Raw genomic sequence first — 15,566 nt, 5'->3', positions numbered from 1 at the left:
CAGCACGGTTGCAGGCGACGATATGTCTCGGGGGTATGGCATTGGATTTTCCAGCTTTGCGGTTTGTTTGATTTGCCTTGCCTATCCCTCGGCTTGTATGGAAGAGCGTGGACCGGGCGCGTTCAATCATGCAGCAGGGCTTTGGAAATGCTGGTCTTTGGAAATAAACATTGAGTGAAGCGATGAAGAGACTGCGGATCGGGCTTTGGATATTGGTGGCGGCCTCGGCAGCTTTGCTTGGGTATCTGACGCTTGAAATCGGCCAATCGAGCCGCACGGTGGGCGAGGCGGCCTATGGTGTGCCCTTTCAACTGGTCGACCAGCGGGGACAGGCTGTCAGCGAGCAGGTGCTGCGCGGCAAGCCGAGCGCGGTGTTCTTCGGCTTCACCCATTGCCCCGAAGTCTGCCCGACCACCCTGTTCGAGCTGGATGGCTGGCTGAAACAGGTCGATCCGCAGGGCGGCCATCTGAATGCCTATTTCGTTTCCGTCGATCCTGAACGCGATACGACCGAGATCCTGAATACCTATGTTTCGAATGTTTCCGACCGGATCACCGGCATTACCGGCGCGCCCGACAAGGTCATGGAGATGGTCAAGGGCTTCCGTGTCTATGCCAAGAAAGTGCCGGTCGACGAGGCCAATCCAAACGGCGATTACACCATGGACCATACAGCCTCGGTGTTTCTGCTGGATGCGCAGGGCCGGTTCAAAGGCACGATTGCCTATGGCGAAAACCCGGAAACCGCCGTCCAGAAGCTGCAAAAGCTGATGAAGGGCTGAGCGGGGCGCGGGGGCCATGCCTATCCCGCTTTGGATGTTGCAACGGCGCGTCAGGCATTGTACCGGAAGCGGCAGGAACGTGGGCGTTCAATCAGCCCGCCCCATAGGGAATATCGACCGTGAGCGAACTTCGTTTTTTCACCAGCACCACCGAAGTGCAGGCCAATCACATTCTCGACCTCCTGAGCCTGGAGTTCGGTGAAGAAGATTACGCAATTGCCACCACGGAAGTCGATGAAAAACGCGATATCTGGGAAACATCGATCTACCTCATGTTCGATGAGGAAGACGATATACTGGCGCGGGTGAATGCGGCGCTGGTCACGGAATTTCCGGACCTGCCGGTCGAGCGTGAAGTGATCCCCGATATCGACTGGATCGCCAAATCGCTGGAAGGCCTGACGCCTGTCAGGGCCGGGCGATTCTTGGTACATGGGTCCCATGACCGCGATAAGGTCCGTCCCCATGATCTGGCCATCGAGATTGATGCCGGTCAGGCTTTCGGCACCGGCCACCATGGCACGACGGCTGGCTGCCTGGAAATGATCGATAGCGTGGTGCGTGCCCGCAGGCCCCGCAACGCGCTGGATCTGGGCACCGGCAGCGGTGTTCTGGCCATCGCTGTGCGCAAGCTGGTCAACGTGCCGGTACTGGCCACTGATATCGATCCGATCGCGGTGCGGGTGGCCAAGGAAAACGGCACGCGCAACGGCGTCCCCAACGGTATCGAGTGGCGCACCGCTCCGGGCTTCCATTCAACGGCTTTTGGTGAATTCGGGCCTTTCGACCTGATCATCGCCAATATTCTTGCTCGCCCACTGATGAAGATGGCGCCGCAGCTCGTCACTCATCTGGCTCCGGGCGGTTCCGTCATCCTCTCCGGCATTCTGGCATCGCAGCGCTGGAAAGTGATCGCCGCCTATAATGGCGCGGGGGTGAAGCATGTGCGCACCATCTGGCGCAATGGCTGGGTCACTATTCACCTGCAATAGTCCGACCTTTAAGTGGTTTTCGGCCTGCGATGATTGTGTGCGGTGCAGCAGTGAATAACGCGCATGGCTTGTGCGGGCTAACTCCCGGCAGACTTGTGCCATCAGACTGGCGTTTTCAGAAATGTCGCTTTTCACAAAAAACAAAAAAGGCGGCACCGCCATGCCGCCTTTTTCTCGATCAGGTTTCCCTGATCAACCCGCGAACCCTGGGAGGAGAGGCTCAAGCGGGTCCCGTAGCCGGGACTGTCTTCGACAGGTAAATGGCCGCTCGACCCGCCTCCACAGCGGTAGCGTCGCATAGGCCATTTCAGGATGGTATTAGATTGCAGCGCGAACCGAGCCGTTGCGGACGGTGCCAGTGCGGGTTTCGCCAGCCAGAATGTCACGCGACAGGGAAGAAGCGCCGGTCAGACCGTTGCGGCCAATCTGACGGCCGAGCGGCATGGCGCGGGTCGGAGCAGAGGTGCGGATCGGGCTGGTCATCGGAGGTCTCTTCGGTTTTGTTTAGCATGTTGCGTTGCGGTGCTTCTAATCGGTTTAGCTGATTTGCGACAGCGTTTTGCTGGCATGGGAGCCATGCGCTCAGCGCATCGATTATGATGCTGTCAGACTCTTTCTGGTCAAAAAACCGTCACAATCTGCCCCGGGCAGGCTTGATAGCGCGAAAAGCGGGGCAAAGGTGATGGAAAGGGTGTCATTTCGGCGCCGCTGTTATAGGTTGGCAGCAGTTTTTGACAGTGTAGGACAGGTCTCATGTTCCAAAGTTTTGACGTTACCTCCACTCCTCAATTCGGTCGCGACCGTGTCGCGGCGCTGCGTGACCGGTTTTCGGGGCTGGGTATCGATGGTTTTCTGATCCCGCGGGCCGATGAATATCAGGGCGAATATGTTCCAGCCTCAGCCGAACGCCTGTCCTGGCTGACCGGCTTTACCGGCTCGGCGGGCGAAGTTCTGGTAACGCAGAGCCAGGCCGTGGTCTTTGTCGATGGCCGCTATGTCACGCAAGTGCGCCAGCAGGTGGATCTCGACGTGTTTACGCCGGGCGACCTGATCGATGAGCCTCCAGCCAAGTGGATCCCGGCACATGCACCGAAGAGCTTCCGTTTGGGCATCGATCCATGGATGCATACGGTGGCGCAGGTGTCGCGGCTGGAGAAGGCGCTGAACGAGATCGGCGGCACGATTGTGCTGGTCGATGAAAATCCGCTCGATGCTGTCTGGACCGACCGTCCTGCCGAGCCGTTGGGCGCAGTATCTATCCAGCCGATCTCGGCCGCCGGGGTCGAGGCAGGTGAGAAGATTGCCAAAATCGCCGATGGCCTCGCAGCAAAAGACGTAGCGGCGGTGGTGATCACCGATCCATCGTCGGTGGCCTGGATCTTTAATATTCGTGGCCAGGATGTACCTCACACGCCGCATCCGCTGTCGCGGGCGATCATTCATGCCGATGGCAAGGCCGAACTGTTTCTGGACCGGCGCAAGACGAACCTTGAGGTCGAGACCTATCTCGATGGTCTTGCCACCCGGCTTGATCCGCAGAATTTCGTGTCGCAATTGGCAATGCTGGCCCAGACCGGCGCCCGTATTCTCATGGACCCTGATCTCTCGCCCGCTGCACTGGCGCGTCTGGTGGCGAGCCGGGGTGGCAAGGTTGTGGATGGTGCCGATCCGGCCAAGCTTGGCCGGGCGGTGAAAAACCTGGTTGAGCTGAATGGCTCGGCTGTCGCCCATGTACAGGACGGCGTGGCCGTGGTCGAATTCCTCAGCTGGCTCGACCGGCAACCGGCGGGCAGCGCGACGGAAATCAGTGCGACGCGGGCGTTGGAAACCATCCGGGCCAAAGTGGGCGAGCGGATGCAGAACCCGCTGAAGGATGTGTCCTTCGATACGATTGCCGGGGCAGGCGAACATGCCGCGATCATGCATTACCGCGTAACGACGGAAAGCGACCGGCCGATCCGGGCAGGCGAAATGTTCCTGGTCGATTCAGGCGCGCAATATGTCAACGGCACCACGGATATAACCCGCACGCTTGCGGTCGGCGCGGTGCCGGACGATCAGAAACGGTTCTTCACGCTGGTGTTGAAGGGCATGATCGCCATCAGCACGGCGCGTTTTCCCAAGGGCACGCGCGGCTGCGATCTCGATCCGCTGGCACGCATCAACCTGTGGAAGGCCGGGGCGGATTTCGCCCATGGCACCGGCCACGGTGTCGGCTCGTTTCTGTCCGTGCATGAGGGACCGCAGCGGATTTCCCGGCTTTCCACCCAGGAATTGCTGCCAGGCATGATTCTCTCCAATGAGCCTGGTTACTACCGGCCCGGTCATTTTGGCATCCGGATCGAAAACCTGATCTATGTGCGCGATCTGGAGCCGGTGAACGGCGGCGACCTTGATATGATGAGTTTCGAGACGCTGACCTTCGCGCCCATCGACCGCTACCTGATCGTTGAGGACATGCTGACACGTGAGGAGCTGCGCTGGCTGGACGATTACCACGCCCGCACACGAGAGCAGCTTTTGCCGCTGGTGGAGGGTGACGATGCCCGAAGCTGGCTGATCCGGGCAACCGAGCCACTGGCGCGGTCCGCTGCTGCATAATTCTTTAAACCGAGATCGGTTTAAAGAGAAAATTATGCAGCAAATATAAAGAGCGACAGCGAACTTTTATGCGCCATATATGGCGCACGGCTCTGTATGTAAAAAAGCGAGGATGCAGAGGCATCTTCGCTTTGGGCATGTTCGTTTTGAAAAACGATATAGGTGGAAGAAGGGTGATTAGCGCCCTCTTTCTTCGCTTTCGCGGATGGCCTCATCCAGTGCCACTTCCAACAGATAGCTCAACATCTCGCAGCGGGCGGCGTCTGACGCCTTGATCAGCTTTTGCAGGTCCTCGGCAATTTGATGGATGGAATGGGCGTTCGCTGCCGGTTCCTTGCCGCCGGCAATCAGTTCCAGTCGATGACGTTGATGACCCATTTTAAAACCCCTCTCAATGCATTCCGCCTTTTTGCCGCATGACGCCATCAATCAGATTGCCCTCACGTGGTTACGAGACGAATCGGCAAGGCAAACGGTTGCGACGACAGGGTTCTACCATAGGTTATTTATATTAAATATAGCTGAATAAGAGATACGAACTGTAAAACAAGCCTCACCCCAGTTTCAGTGGCTTTGGTGAGGTGATGGCCGGGTTGTGAAGCGGATAGGGATCAGGCCATGAACTGGCGGATCAGCACGGCGGCACCCCAACCGGTGAGCAGCATGGGGATCAGCGAAAAGCGCAGGCCCACGACGAGACCAAGCAGCATGGCGAATTTCACCTCCATCCCACCGGCGTAAAAGGCCGGGGCGACCAGCGTGGTCAGCACGGCGGCAGGAACGGCGTTCAACGCCGCATCGACCCTAGGTGGCAAAGTCTTGAAACGGCTGATCACCAGATAGCCGCCAGCGCGGGTAAGGTAAGTGGCAAGGGCGGCAGCCAGAATGATCGCCACCATAGAGGGGTCGAGATCCGTCATTGCGTCGCCTCCGGCCGATCCTCAAAGGCCGCCTGCGGCTTCGGCGGCAGCAAGGCTGCGGTGACAATGCCGGCCAGTGCGCCAAGGCTGACATGCCAGGGCGAACCGACGGCATGCATGGCGAACACTGCGGCCACGGCGCTGACGGCAACCACGATCAGGAAGTTCGGGCGCTTGCGAAAGCCAAGCACGCTGCCCATGAAATAGACGGGCAGCAGTACGTCGAGGCCAACCGCTTTTGGATCACCGATCAGGCTGCTGAACACTGCGCCAATCGCCGAAAATCCGACCCAGGGAACATAGATGGCCAGCGCAAAGCCCATATACCAGCCGAAGGAAACGGACTTGCCACCTTCGGCATGTTTGACGGTTTCGGCAAATTGCGGATCGGTCATGAAGAAGAAGGCGACGGCCTTCTGCAGTCCGCTCAGCCGTTGGAAATAAGGGCCAATGGCCGCCGAATAGAGGATATGGCGGAAATTGACGGCAAACACCGAGAGCACGATTAGCCAGGCCGGAACGTTATTGCCGAACAGATCGATGCCGACCAATTGACTGGCGCCTGCAAAAACCGTCGCACTCATCAGCGTCGCCTCAGCCACCGATTGGCCATGGGCGGCAGCGACTGCACCAAACAAGGCGGCGAAGGGCAATGTGGAAAGAGTGATGGGAGCGCTTTGGCGCGCACCATCGGTAAAGTCTGACATCGTCTTTTCCTAGAGCATTTCCAGCAAAAGTGCGGTGCGGTTTTGCGTCCGGAAATGTGTTGAAACAAACAGTTAGAGTATTTATGCGTTTCTATGAAACGCGGAAATTCTCTAAATGGGCATATGTCTTGGGGTGGGCTGTTTTCAGGCGGGATCTTCTTTTCCCTCCCAAGAATGAGGGGTGGATTAGAACATCATTGCGAAACGAGCAAATCAATAGGAGTGATCCTGCGTTGATTTCCATTGATGCGTGCTCGTTGTCATGCCCTATTCCAGCTGACCATTCTTGTCGAAAAGGAACGTTGTGAATGCCGAAGCCCGATGATGTGAAAGCGGATTTTTCAAAAGACGAACTGGCTCTGCTGGTTTCACGGCTGCAAAAACACTTGGCGAGTGAACATGAGGTCGAGCTTGGACGGTTCGAGATCGAAAGCCTCATCGATTTTCTGGCCGGAACGGTCGGTGTGCATTTCTACAACAGAGGCCTTGCCGACGCCCAGACCCTGCTGGCCGAGCAGATCGATCGCTTCAATGACGGGATCTATCAATTGGAGCGGACGGTGGCGTCTTGAGGGCGTCTTGAGGTTTGCGCCATGGTGGGCGTATTTTTTCTGATAAATTTGTTTGATTGAAAAATGGGCACAATGCAATTAAAAGGGGCATTTTTCGTTGACTTGATGCTTTCTAGAATTTAAAGCGCACCCTATTGATCTGGCAACCTTTGCGAGTATTTGGCGCATGGGAATTATCGAAGCGCCTGATCTGCTTTTTTGCCGGGGGGAGTGCAATATGATGTTTTCAGACGGGATTGAGGATTATTACGACGTCCTGGTGATTGGCGCCGGATTGGCGGGGCAGACGCTGGCATTATCTGTGGCGCGGGAGAAGCGGGTTCTCATCGTCTGCAAATCCGATCTCGGCTCTGCCGCATCGAATTATGCCCAGGGTGGCATCTCTGCGGTCTATGCGGCAGACGATACGCATGACAAGCATGTCAGCGATACGCTGATTGCCGGATGTCATCTGAATGACATCGACAATACGCGCTATATCGTTGAGAATGGCCGTAAGGCCGTCGAGTGGCTGATCGAACAGGGTGTTCCATTCACCAAACAGGATGGCGACTATCACCTGACCCGCGAAGGCGGCCATGGCGAACGGCGCATTTTGCATGTCGATGACATGACCGGTCGCGGAATTCAGACCAGCCTGTCCTCCCACCTTCTATCTCATCCCAACATCACCGTGCTTGAGAATTGCGCAGTCACGGATCTCATCCGGGGCGACGCCGAGAAAAACACCTGCATTGGCGCGGTGTTGATCGACCCGAAGGGTGTCGAGCGCCGCGTTGCGTCCAGTTTCACGGTTTTGGCCACAGGCGGCGTCGGCCCGATTTTCTCGCATACGACATCGCCAGCTCAATCGATCGGTGACGGTATTCCTCTGGGCTGGAGAATGGGTTGCCGTGTCGCCAACCTGGAATTCATGCAGTTTCATCCAACCTGCATGTACTATCCGGGAGGTGACGCTTTTCTGATCACGGAGGCCGTTCGGGGCGAGGGCGGCATTCTGACGCTTCCCGATGGCTACCGCTTCATGCCCGATTATGATGAGCGTGCAGAGCTTGCGCCGAGAGATGTGGTCTCCAGAGCCATTTACAGCGAGATGAAGAAAAACGGCATTCCATCCGTCAATCTCGACATCAGCCATAAGCCAGCGGAATTCATCAAGGGTCATTTCCCGAACATCTACCAGAAATGTCTGGAGCGGGGGATCGACATGACGAAGGAGTCGATCCCGGTGACGCCCGCTTCGCATTATACCTGCGGCGGTGTCTATGCGGAGATAAACGGACGAACCGATGTTGATCGCCTATATTGCCTCGGTGAGGCGGCCTATACCGGCTTGCATGGCGCCAACCGGCTGGCATCCAACTCCCTGCTGGAATGTGTGGTCATGGCACGGGCCGCGTCATTGGATATCTTGAGCGGCAGCGACCTGCCGAATGTCTCGCTGGCACCGGCCAAGCAGCACCCGCATATCATGGCGGCGGACGGAATGAAGCGTGATGCCATGGTTCTGATCAAGCAGGAAATCAGAACGGTGATGTGGAATTATGTGGGCATCGTTCGCAGTCAGGACTCGCTTCATGCGGCCCGCAGAAGGATTGACCTGCTTCATTCGGAAGTCGAGGCGATGTTGACATCGCATCCCCACTCTTTCGACCTTAGCGACTTGCACAACATGGTGGTGACGGCGCGGATTGTCATCGACAGCGCCTTGTCGCGGTCTGAAAGTCGCGGCTGTCATTACAACAGCGACTTTCCAAATTCTCGTCAGGAGTCCGGCCCGACCGTCCTCTGCTTGGCAGACCAACACGCCAGCGTCGCGGCATAGGATTAAACACGATGTTGATGAGTGTTATAGGCGTTCCCTTCGGCGCGTTGCTCGGGACGGCGGGAGGCTTCCTGGGAACAGGAGGCGGGACATTTGCAATCCCGCTTCTCGTGCTGTTTGCTGCCTATGACCAGAAGCTGGCCCAAGGGACAGCTTTGGTCATGGTTGTCACCAATGTCCTCTATGCCCTGGTGAAATACCGCAACAAGGGCAGCTTCGATCTCAAGACGGCCCTTGTGCTGGCCGCCAGTGGCAGCGTCACATCGGCGATCAGCTCTCTCTGGGCCTTATCGCTGTCGAGCGAGACATTGAAGCTCTGGTATGGCGTGTTTTTGATGTTGCTTGCGGCGTTTGTCGCCATCACGCGAAACATAAAATTCGTCTCACATGGCCTTGATTATCGATGGGCCTTCTTGCCAGGCGCGATTGGCGGCATATCGCTCGGCTTGTTTGGGGTCGGAGGCGCCATGCTGGCCGTTCCCTTGTTGGTGATGTTCTACGGGCATTCCCAGGTTCGGGCGCAAGGCTTGGGACTGGCGCTGGCACTGCCAGGATGCAGCATCAGCCTGATGCAATACGGCTATTATGGCCATGTCGATTGGACCCTCGGCCTCATGTTGGCCATCGGCGGGCTTTTAGGCGTGCCAGCAGGCGTTCATTTGGCCCATAAGGTGGATGAACGCACTCTGGTTCTGTCGTTTTGCACATTGCTGATTGCCGCGGGGCTGCTTGTCATCGTCAAATAGCCGTAGCGCCTCGCGCCAGATGAAGGCGGGAGGCGCTACCGTCTCTTTAGCGGTTACGATTTACGCGGCTGGAATGTATGCTCCGGCCCGGGAAATTGCCGTGCCTTGACCTCGGTCGCATAGTCTTCCACCGCCTTTGAAATGACTCCGGCCAGCTCAGCATAATGCTTGACGAAGCGCGGCTTAAAATCGTTGAACAGGCCCAGCATGTCGTCCGAGACCAGGATCTGGCCATCACAGGCAGGCGAGGCGCCGATGCCGATGGTGGGGACAGAAAGGGTCTGGGTTATCTCCCGCGCCAAAGGCTCCACGGTGCCTTCGATGACCAGCGCAAAAGCGCCTGCCTTGGCTATGGCGGTGGCGTCGGCCCGGATCTTGTCGGCTTCCGCTTCATCATGGCCTTTGGAGCGGTAGCCGCCTGATGTGTTGACCTGCTGTGGCATCAGCCCGACATGGCCCAGCACGGGAATGCCGCGTTCCACCAGAAAGGCGACGGTCTCGGCCATTTCCGTGCCGCCTTCCAGCTTGATGCCATCGCAGCCGGTTTCCTTCATAATCCGTGCCGCATTGCGGAAGGCCTGTTCCCTCGATTCCTGATAGGAACCGAACGGCATATCGATGATAACGCAGGCACGATTGACTCCACGTAACACGGCTTGCCCATGGGCAATCATCATCTCCAGGGTGACGCCAACCGTGGTGTCCAACCCGTACAGCACCATGCCAAGGCTGTCGCCGACCAGCAGCAGATCGCAATGCGCATCCATCAGCCGCGCCATCGGCGTGGTATAGGCGGTGAGCGAGACGATGGGGCGCTGATGCTTCAGCGCGGCAATGGTGGTGGGCGTTAGGCGTTTCTGGCGGGGCGGGGCGCTCACTCGGCGGCTTCCTTTTTGCTTTTGATGGTGATGACCCGGTTATCCAGCAGCTTGGTCGTGCCGATCTGCACGTAAAGCAGCACCAGAAACGGCTGGTCCAGGTGGGGCAGAGTGGCCAGCGTATCGGGGTGACGCACGGCGACCACATCGGGCTTTGCCTGCGGCTCCCGGGCAATGAAGGCGGCAAGGGCTGCTTCCATCTCCGCCGTATCGCGCATACCGGCTTTATAAAGACGTTCCGCCTCATCTAGCGCCTTCGGCACGATGGTGGCGGCAGCGCGCTGCTCCTCGGTCAGGTAGACATTGCGCGATGAGCAAGCCAGCCCATCGGCCTCTCGCACGGTTGCCACCGGCACGACACGCACCGGCATGGCGAGATCGTCCACCATGCGGCGGATGATCGCCACCTGCTGATAATCCTTCTCGCCAAAATAGGCGGCATCCGGTTGGACGATGTTGAACAGTTTGGTGACGACGGTTGCCACGCCCGCGAAATGGCCGGGCCGGGCCTTGCCTTCCAGCTCACCGCCCAACCCCGGCAGATCAACGACTGTCTCCATCGGGCGCGGATACATGTCCGCCACGCCAGGCGCGAACAGAAAATCGACGCCTGCCGCCTCCAGCATCTCACTGTCGCGCTCAAGATCGCGGGGATATTTCTCCAGATCCTCGCCCTTGCCGAATTGCAGCGGGTTGACGAAGATCGACGCAACGGTCACGGCATTTTCAGCCTTGGCCTGTTCGACCAGCGTCAGGTGACCCTTATGCAGATAGCCCATGGTCGGCACGAAACCGATGGATTTTCCAGCCTTGCGGCAGGCATCGAGCCTGTGGCGCAGGGCTGCAATCGTGTTGATAATCTCCATGGCGGCCCTCCCGAACCCATTCTTTTTGCAGTAGCAGATGTTTGTTAGGCGAGGACATCCGCGCTGGTGATCAACCGTGCGCCATGGGCCTGCATGTCGGCAATCGCTGCCTCCACCGTTTGCGGATCAATGCCCCGGCTGCCATCGACAATCAAGCGCACGGTAACGCCCGGCAGCATGTCCAGCGCATCCAGCACGGAAAACTTGACGCAGTAATCGGTGGCAAGGCCCATGACATCCAGTTCGGTGACGCCCTTGTCGATCAGCCAGGTACCAAGGCCAGTCAGGGCCGTTTGATCGTTGTCGCGGAAGGCCGAATAGCTGTCCACCAACGGGTTCAGTCCCTTTTTCTGCACATGGTCGATCCGGGAGAGGTCGAGGCCGGGGTGAAACGCGGCATCCACTGTCCCCTGTACGCAATGGTCCGGCCACATCATTTGCGGCTTGCCGGAAAGCTCGCCCAGTTCGAAAACCTTGGCGCCGGGATGCTGGGAGGCGAAGCTGCCGTGATTGGCCGGATGCCAGTCCTGCGAGGCGACGATCAGGTCATAGGACCCGCTGGCCATTAGGGCATTGGCGATGGGAACGATCTGATCGCCCTCTGCCACCGGCAGATTGCCGCCCGGGCAAAAGCCGTTCTGGATATCAATGAGAAGCAGCGCCTTGGTCATGATCCCTCCTGCTGATTTTGCGCCAGACCATGGCAAGGCCGATCGATGCGCGCAAGGGTATGGGTAAGAGTATTTGGTCTCAAAATTTGATTTGCCGGTAAGATCGGTAGGAACCTAACGGTCGCTCCCGCGTTTGCAGTTCACCTATGCGTAAATTTTTGACGCACCCCCGCTTATTTTCAACATGCATCGGATTTGTCCCATGATCCTCATCGTTACAGCGGTCGTCTTCGCCGTCATCGGGCTCGCGCTCGGCGGCGGGGGCGGCTATCTCCTGTCGCTCGGCGGTAGCCCGTTTTACCTCATCGCCGGTATCGCCTTCATCCTCGTTGCGCTGCTGCTGGTGATGCGCAAGGCGTCGGCGCTTTGGATCTACGGGCTGTTCATTCTCGGCTGCCTGGGCTGGGCGATCTGGGAGGTCGGCTTTGACTGGTGGCAGCTTGGTACGCGCGGCGGGCTGGTCATCGTGCTTGGCTTTGTGCTGCTTCTGCCTGCCATCCGCCGCAGGCTGGGACCGCTGCATCGCCGCGAAGGCGGTATTGCCGCCAGCGCCTGGCCAGTGGCCCTGCCGGTGCTGGTCGCGCTTGTTGTCGCGGGCTATTCGATGACGCAGGACCCCTATGACAAGCCCGGCACGTTGCCGATGGATGTGGCCAGCGCCACACCGTCCTATGGCGGCGACATGGCCGATGGCGAATGGCACCAATATGGCCGCACGCCTTATGGCCAGCGCTATTCGCCGCTCACCCAGATCACGACCGACAACGTCAAGACGCTGAAGACGGCCTGGACCTACCAGACCGGCGATGTGAAACAGCCCGGCGATGTCGGCGAGACCACCTATCAGGTAACGCCGCTGAAAGTGGGCGATACGCTTTATCTCTGCACCCCGCACAATTGGGCCATCGCCGTGGATGCGGCGACCGGCAAGCAGAAATGGAAATATGATCCCAATGTCGGACTGAACCCGGATCGCCAGCACCAGACCTGCCGTGGCGTCACCTATTATGCCGATCCTGCTGCCACAGCCGGTGCGTCCTGCGCCACCCGCGTCTATCTTCCGACCTCGGATGCGCGGCTGATCGCGCTTGATGCCGCCAATGGCAAGATCTGCGAAAGCTTTGCCGACAAGGGCGTGCTGCATCTGGAACAGGGCATGCCCTACAATCCGGCTGGCTATTATTACTCGACCTCGCCGCCGGTGATTGCCGCTGGCAAGATCATCATTGGCGGAGCGGTCAACGACAATTATTCCACCAAGGAGCAATCCGGCGTGATCCGCGCCTTCGACGTCCAGACCGGCGCGCTGGTGTGGAACTGGGACAGCGGCAATCCGGGTCAGACCCAACCGCTTCCGCAAGGCCAGACTTACACCGCCAATTCGCCGAATAGCTGGTCGGTATTCTCGGTCGATGAACAGCTGGGCCTCGTTTATATCCCGCTCGGCAATCAGGTGCCGGACCAGTTGGGCATGAACCGCAGCGCCAATGTGGAAAAATATTCTTCCTCGGTCGTGGCGCTCGATCTCAACACCGGTGCCGATCGCTGGGTGCAGCAATTCGTCCATCACGATCTCTGGGACATGGATGTTCCCGCCCAGCCCGTGCTGCTCGATATCAACAGCGGTGGCACCACTGTTCCGGCGCTGGTTGCCTCCACCAAGCAGGGCGATGTCTATGTGCTGGACCGGCGCACTGGCCAGCCGATCATTCCGATCAAGGAGCTTCCGGCCCCCGGCGGCACCATCCCGGAAGACCATGCCTCGCCAACCCAGCCGATTTCGGCCTTAAGCTTCCGCCCACCGAAGCTGGAAGAGCGCAATATGTGGGGCGTGACGCTGCTTGATCAGCTTGCCTGCCGCATCAAGTTCCATCAGTTGCGCTATGAGGGCCAATATACCCCGCCATCGTTGCAGGGCTCGATCATCTATCCCGGCAATTTCGGCACGTTCAACTGGGGTTCGGTGGCTGTCGATCCGGAAAAACAGGTGATGTTCGGCATGCCGACTTATCTGGCCTTCACCTCACAGCTTGTGCCGCGCGATCAGGTTCCGGCCAAGGGCCAGGACGAAAAAGGCTCGGAACAAGGCCTGAACCGCAATGATGGCGCACCCTATGCCGTGAAGATGGGTCCGTTCCTGTCGCCCATCGGCATTCCCTGCCAGGCACCGCCATGGGGTACGGTTGCCGCTGTCGATCTGAAGACCGGCAAGATCGCCTATCAGCACCGCAATGGCACCGTGCATGACATGACACCGCTGCCGCTGCCCTTCAAGGTCGGCGTACCCGGCATCGGCGGGCCGATGATTACCAAGGGCGGCGTCGCTTTCCTCGGTGCTGCCGTCGATAATTATCTGCGCGCCTATGACCTCGCCACCGGCAAGGTTCTCTGGGAAGGCCGGCTTCCGGCTGGCGGCCAGGCGACGCCGATGAGCTATGAGCTGAATGGCAAGCAATATGTTGTGATGGTTGCAGGCGGTCATGGTTCTGTTGGCACCAAGCCGGGTGATTACGTGATCGCCTATACGCTGCCGTAAATCACGGAAGGCATGACAATCTCCTGACCTCACATGGAGTTCAGGGGGGGCTTATTGAGTGGCAGGTTTGGCTTCGCTCCCCTCATCCGCCTGCCGGCACCTTCTCCCCCCAATCCTCAGAAAAAGAAGGGGGAGAAGAGGGCAGGAGCCGCAACGCTTGTTGCCTCCTCTCCCCAGCGGGGGTCCGAAGGACGGGCAGAGACCCGTGGCTCTGCCCCGGTCAGTCCGCTGAGCGGAGCGGAAGCGGGGTGAGGGGGCGGCACGCACTGACCTAAACGGCTTTCCAAACATCCAGCCCCTGCCGGTTTTGACCGGGAGGGGTCTTCTTTTGGAACAATTGATTCAAATGTCCTTCCGCTACGGCAACCAAACCTTAACCATGAAGCCGTAAAACGAATCATCAGTATAAAGGATGGTTCGTATGCCCAACACTGCCGCCAAGCTTGAGCCCGTCGCCTCGACGCTGGCCTTCTTCCCGCTGGCCAGCCGCCGTGACATGGTGCGCGGTGCCGCCGTGACGCTTGACCGCCTGCAAGGCAACGACGCCACCATCTACTGGCGCGCCACCTGCCGCCAGCTCGGCGCCGAACTCCTCGACCTCGGCTGCCCCGAAGACGTGATGCGTGGCGAGATCATGAATTTCCAGGACGCCGTGCAAATGGAACTGATGTGGCTGCATCGGAATGAAGAAGCGCTGGGTTAATGTGAAGGCTCATCAAGGATGACTGTTCACGTCACGCAGCCCAAGGGTTGATCAGCACGACGCCGGTCCCTTCAAAATCCTGAATATTGCGTGTCACAACTGCCAGCCCATGCACCAGGGCAGTGGCTGCGATAAGTGCATCGCTCTCATTACGGCGATCCGGGATATGCAGATGGGCGCAGCGCGTCGCGACTGCATCGTCGATAACCAGAATTCGTTCGGCAAATTCTGGACGAACGCGGCCATCCATCCATGCTCTTAGGCGAGAACCCTGCGCTATATCGCGCCGCTGAAGGCTCAATATGCCGCGCTCCAGCTCCAGGATGGTGATCGCGGAAATAAACAGAGTGCGAGAATCCTGCGCACCAATCCATTCCGTCACATTCCGGTCTGCCTTGCCATCTCCCACTTTGCGCAGTTCCGAGACGACATTCGTGTCCAGTAGATAGTTCAGGACAAATCGACCTCACGGCCCGAAACCAGGACGCGCGGCGGATCGAAATCGATAGACGACAAGCCGGGCATGGACAGCTCCTCAACAAGGTTACGACGCTTGCCGGTCAACCGCTCGAAATCCTCATAGGTCATCAGCACATGCGATGGTCTGCCACGATCCGTAATGACAACAGGCCCCGTCTCAGCAGCGCGTTTTGCGCGGCTGACGTCTTGATTGAGCTCTCTGCTGGTTAGGCTGGATGTACCCATAATTGGCTCCATGTAGGGATGTGCCTACATATAGTATATCTCCATTTGTGGTGCAATATGCA

General features: G+C 58.5%; 17 protein-coding genes. 8 read left to right on the top strand and 9 right to left on the bottom strand.

Annotation, left to right across the window (positions count from 1 at the left end):
* The first annotated feature begins 182 nt into the window (after positions 1–182).
* Both AVI_RS11280 and AVI_RS11275 read left to right on the top strand, forming a co-directional pair.
* Positions 183–782 (top strand): SCO family protein, encoded by a 600-nt coding sequence (locus tag AVI_RS11280; RefSeq protein WP_015916479.1) that lies wholly within the window; start codon positions 183–185, stop codon positions 780–782.
* Between the two features lie 119 nt (positions 783–901).
* A complete protein-coding gene (locus AVI_RS11275) occupies positions 902–1,774 on the top strand; it encodes a 50S ribosomal protein L11 methyltransferase (protein ID WP_015916478.1) in 873 nt (290 codons plus the stop codon).
* Between the two features lie 318 nt (positions 1,775–2,092).
* Here AVI_RS11275 and AVI_RS31085 read toward each other — a convergent pair whose 3' ends face one another.
* The gene (locus tag AVI_RS31085) at positions 2,093–2,257 is read right to left on the bottom strand and encodes a hypothetical protein (RefSeq protein WP_156540976.1); all 165 of its coding nucleotides are present in this window, start codon (positions 2,255–2,257) and stop codon (positions 2,093–2,095) included.
* Positions 2,258–2,527: 270 nt separating this feature from the next.
* On the opposite strand from AVI_RS31085, the gene AVI_RS11270 reads away from it, so the two are divergent.
* Entirely contained in the window at positions 2,528–4,375 is a 1,848-nt protein-coding gene (locus tag AVI_RS11270; RefSeq protein ID WP_015916477.1) for an aminopeptidase P family protein, read from the top strand.
* A gap of 177 nt (positions 4,376–4,552) precedes the next feature.
* Here AVI_RS11270 and AVI_RS11265 read toward each other — a convergent pair whose 3' ends face one another.
* The 3 genes from AVI_RS11265 to AVI_RS11255 form a co-directional block, all read right to left on the bottom strand.
* Positions 4,553–4,753, bottom strand: a complete 201-nt coding sequence (locus AVI_RS11265) for a hypothetical protein (RefSeq protein WP_041696788.1) — start codon at positions 4,751–4,753, stop codon at positions 4,553–4,555.
* A gap of 233 nt (positions 4,754–4,986) precedes the next feature.
* Positions 4,987–5,295 (bottom strand): AzlD family protein, encoded by a 309-nt coding sequence (locus tag AVI_RS11260; protein WP_015916476.1) that lies wholly within the window; start codon positions 5,293–5,295, stop codon positions 4,987–4,989.
* Positions 5,292–6,002, bottom strand: a complete 711-nt coding sequence (locus AVI_RS11255; RefSeq protein ID WP_015916475.1) for an AzlC family ABC transporter permease — start codon at positions 6,000–6,002, stop codon at positions 5,292–5,294. The genes AVI_RS11260 and AVI_RS11255 overlap by 4 nt, the downstream gene beginning before the upstream one ends.
* A gap of 308 nt (positions 6,003–6,310) precedes the next feature.
* Here AVI_RS11255 and AVI_RS11250 point away from each other — a divergent pair, with 308 nt between their 5' ends.
* From AVI_RS11250 to AVI_RS11240, 3 genes are all read left to right on the top strand, one after another.
* Positions 6,311–6,574 carry a DUF2164 domain-containing protein gene (locus AVI_RS11250; RefSeq protein WP_015916474.1) on the top strand — a complete coding sequence of 88 codons (264 nt, stop codon included), beginning with the start codon at positions 6,311–6,313 and terminating at the stop codon, positions 6,572–6,574.
* Between the two features lie 217 nt (positions 6,575–6,791).
* Positions 6,792–8,399, top strand: a complete 1,608-nt coding sequence (nadB, locus tag AVI_RS11245) for an L-aspartate oxidase (protein ID WP_015916473.1) — start codon at positions 6,792–6,794, stop codon at positions 8,397–8,399.
* 11 nt (positions 8,400–8,410) lie between these two features.
* A complete protein-coding gene (locus AVI_RS11240) occupies positions 8,411–9,145 on the top strand; it encodes a sulfite exporter TauE/SafE family protein (RefSeq protein WP_015916472.1) in 735 nt (244 codons plus the stop codon).
* A gap of 53 nt (positions 9,146–9,198) precedes the next feature.
* Here AVI_RS11240 and panB read toward each other — a convergent pair whose 3' ends face one another.
* Genes panB through pncA form a run of 3 tightly spaced genes read right to left on the bottom strand, consistent with a single transcriptional unit; the run spans position 9,199 to position 11,560 of the window.
* On the bottom strand, positions 9,199–10,023 hold the full coding sequence (gene panB, locus AVI_RS11235) for a 3-methyl-2-oxobutanoate hydroxymethyltransferase (protein WP_015916471.1): 825 nt from the start codon (positions 10,021–10,023) through the stop codon (positions 9,199–9,201).
* Positions 10,020–10,889, bottom strand: a complete 870-nt coding sequence (gene panC, locus AVI_RS11230) for a pantoate--beta-alanine ligase (RefSeq protein WP_015916470.1) — start codon at positions 10,887–10,889, stop codon at positions 10,020–10,022. Before panC ends, panB begins: the two co-directional genes overlap by 4 nt.
* Before the next feature lie 44 nt (positions 10,890–10,933).
* The gene (pncA, locus tag AVI_RS11225) at positions 10,934–11,560 is read right to left on the bottom strand and encodes a bifunctional nicotinamidase/pyrazinamidase (RefSeq protein WP_015916469.1); all 627 of its coding nucleotides are present in this window, start codon (positions 11,558–11,560) and stop codon (positions 10,934–10,936) included.
* Between the two features lie 202 nt (positions 11,561–11,762).
* Between pncA and AVI_RS11220 the strand changes: the two genes are divergently transcribed.
* Both AVI_RS11220 and AVI_RS11215 read left to right on the top strand, forming a co-directional pair.
* Positions 11,763–14,096 carry a glucose/quinate/shikimate family membrane-bound PQQ-dependent dehydrogenase gene (locus tag AVI_RS11220; RefSeq protein WP_015916468.1) on the top strand — a complete coding sequence of 778 codons (2,334 nt, stop codon included), beginning with the start codon at positions 11,763–11,765 and terminating at the stop codon, positions 14,094–14,096.
* A gap of 421 nt (positions 14,097–14,517) precedes the next feature.
* The gene (locus AVI_RS11215; RefSeq protein WP_041696784.1) at positions 14,518–14,799 is read left to right on the top strand and encodes a DUF6074 family protein; all 282 of its coding nucleotides are present in this window, start codon (positions 14,518–14,520) and stop codon (positions 14,797–14,799) included.
* A gap of 31 nt (positions 14,800–14,830) precedes the next feature.
* Here the strand turns inward: AVI_RS11215 and AVI_RS11210 are convergent, their stop codons facing one another.
* Positions 14,831–15,253: a type II toxin-antitoxin system VapC family toxin gene (locus AVI_RS11210; protein WP_015916467.1), complete on the bottom strand. Its 423-nt coding sequence runs from the start codon at positions 15,251–15,253 to the stop codon at positions 14,831–14,833.
* Positions 15,250–15,504 carry a type II toxin-antitoxin system prevent-host-death family antitoxin gene (locus AVI_RS11205; RefSeq protein WP_041698083.1) on the bottom strand — a complete coding sequence of 85 codons (255 nt, stop codon included), beginning with the start codon at positions 15,502–15,504 and terminating at the stop codon, positions 15,250–15,252. Before AVI_RS11205 ends, AVI_RS11210 begins: the two co-directional genes overlap by 4 nt.
* Positions 15,505–15,566: the final 62 nt, after the last annotated feature.

Source organism: Allorhizobium ampelinum S4 (assembly GCF_000016285.1).
GTDB lineage: Bacteria > Pseudomonadota > Alphaproteobacteria > Rhizobiales > Rhizobiaceae > Allorhizobium > Allorhizobium ampelinum.
The sequence above is the reverse complement of the archived record's forward strand: the minus strand, read 5'-3'. Positions and strand labels throughout refer to the sequence as shown.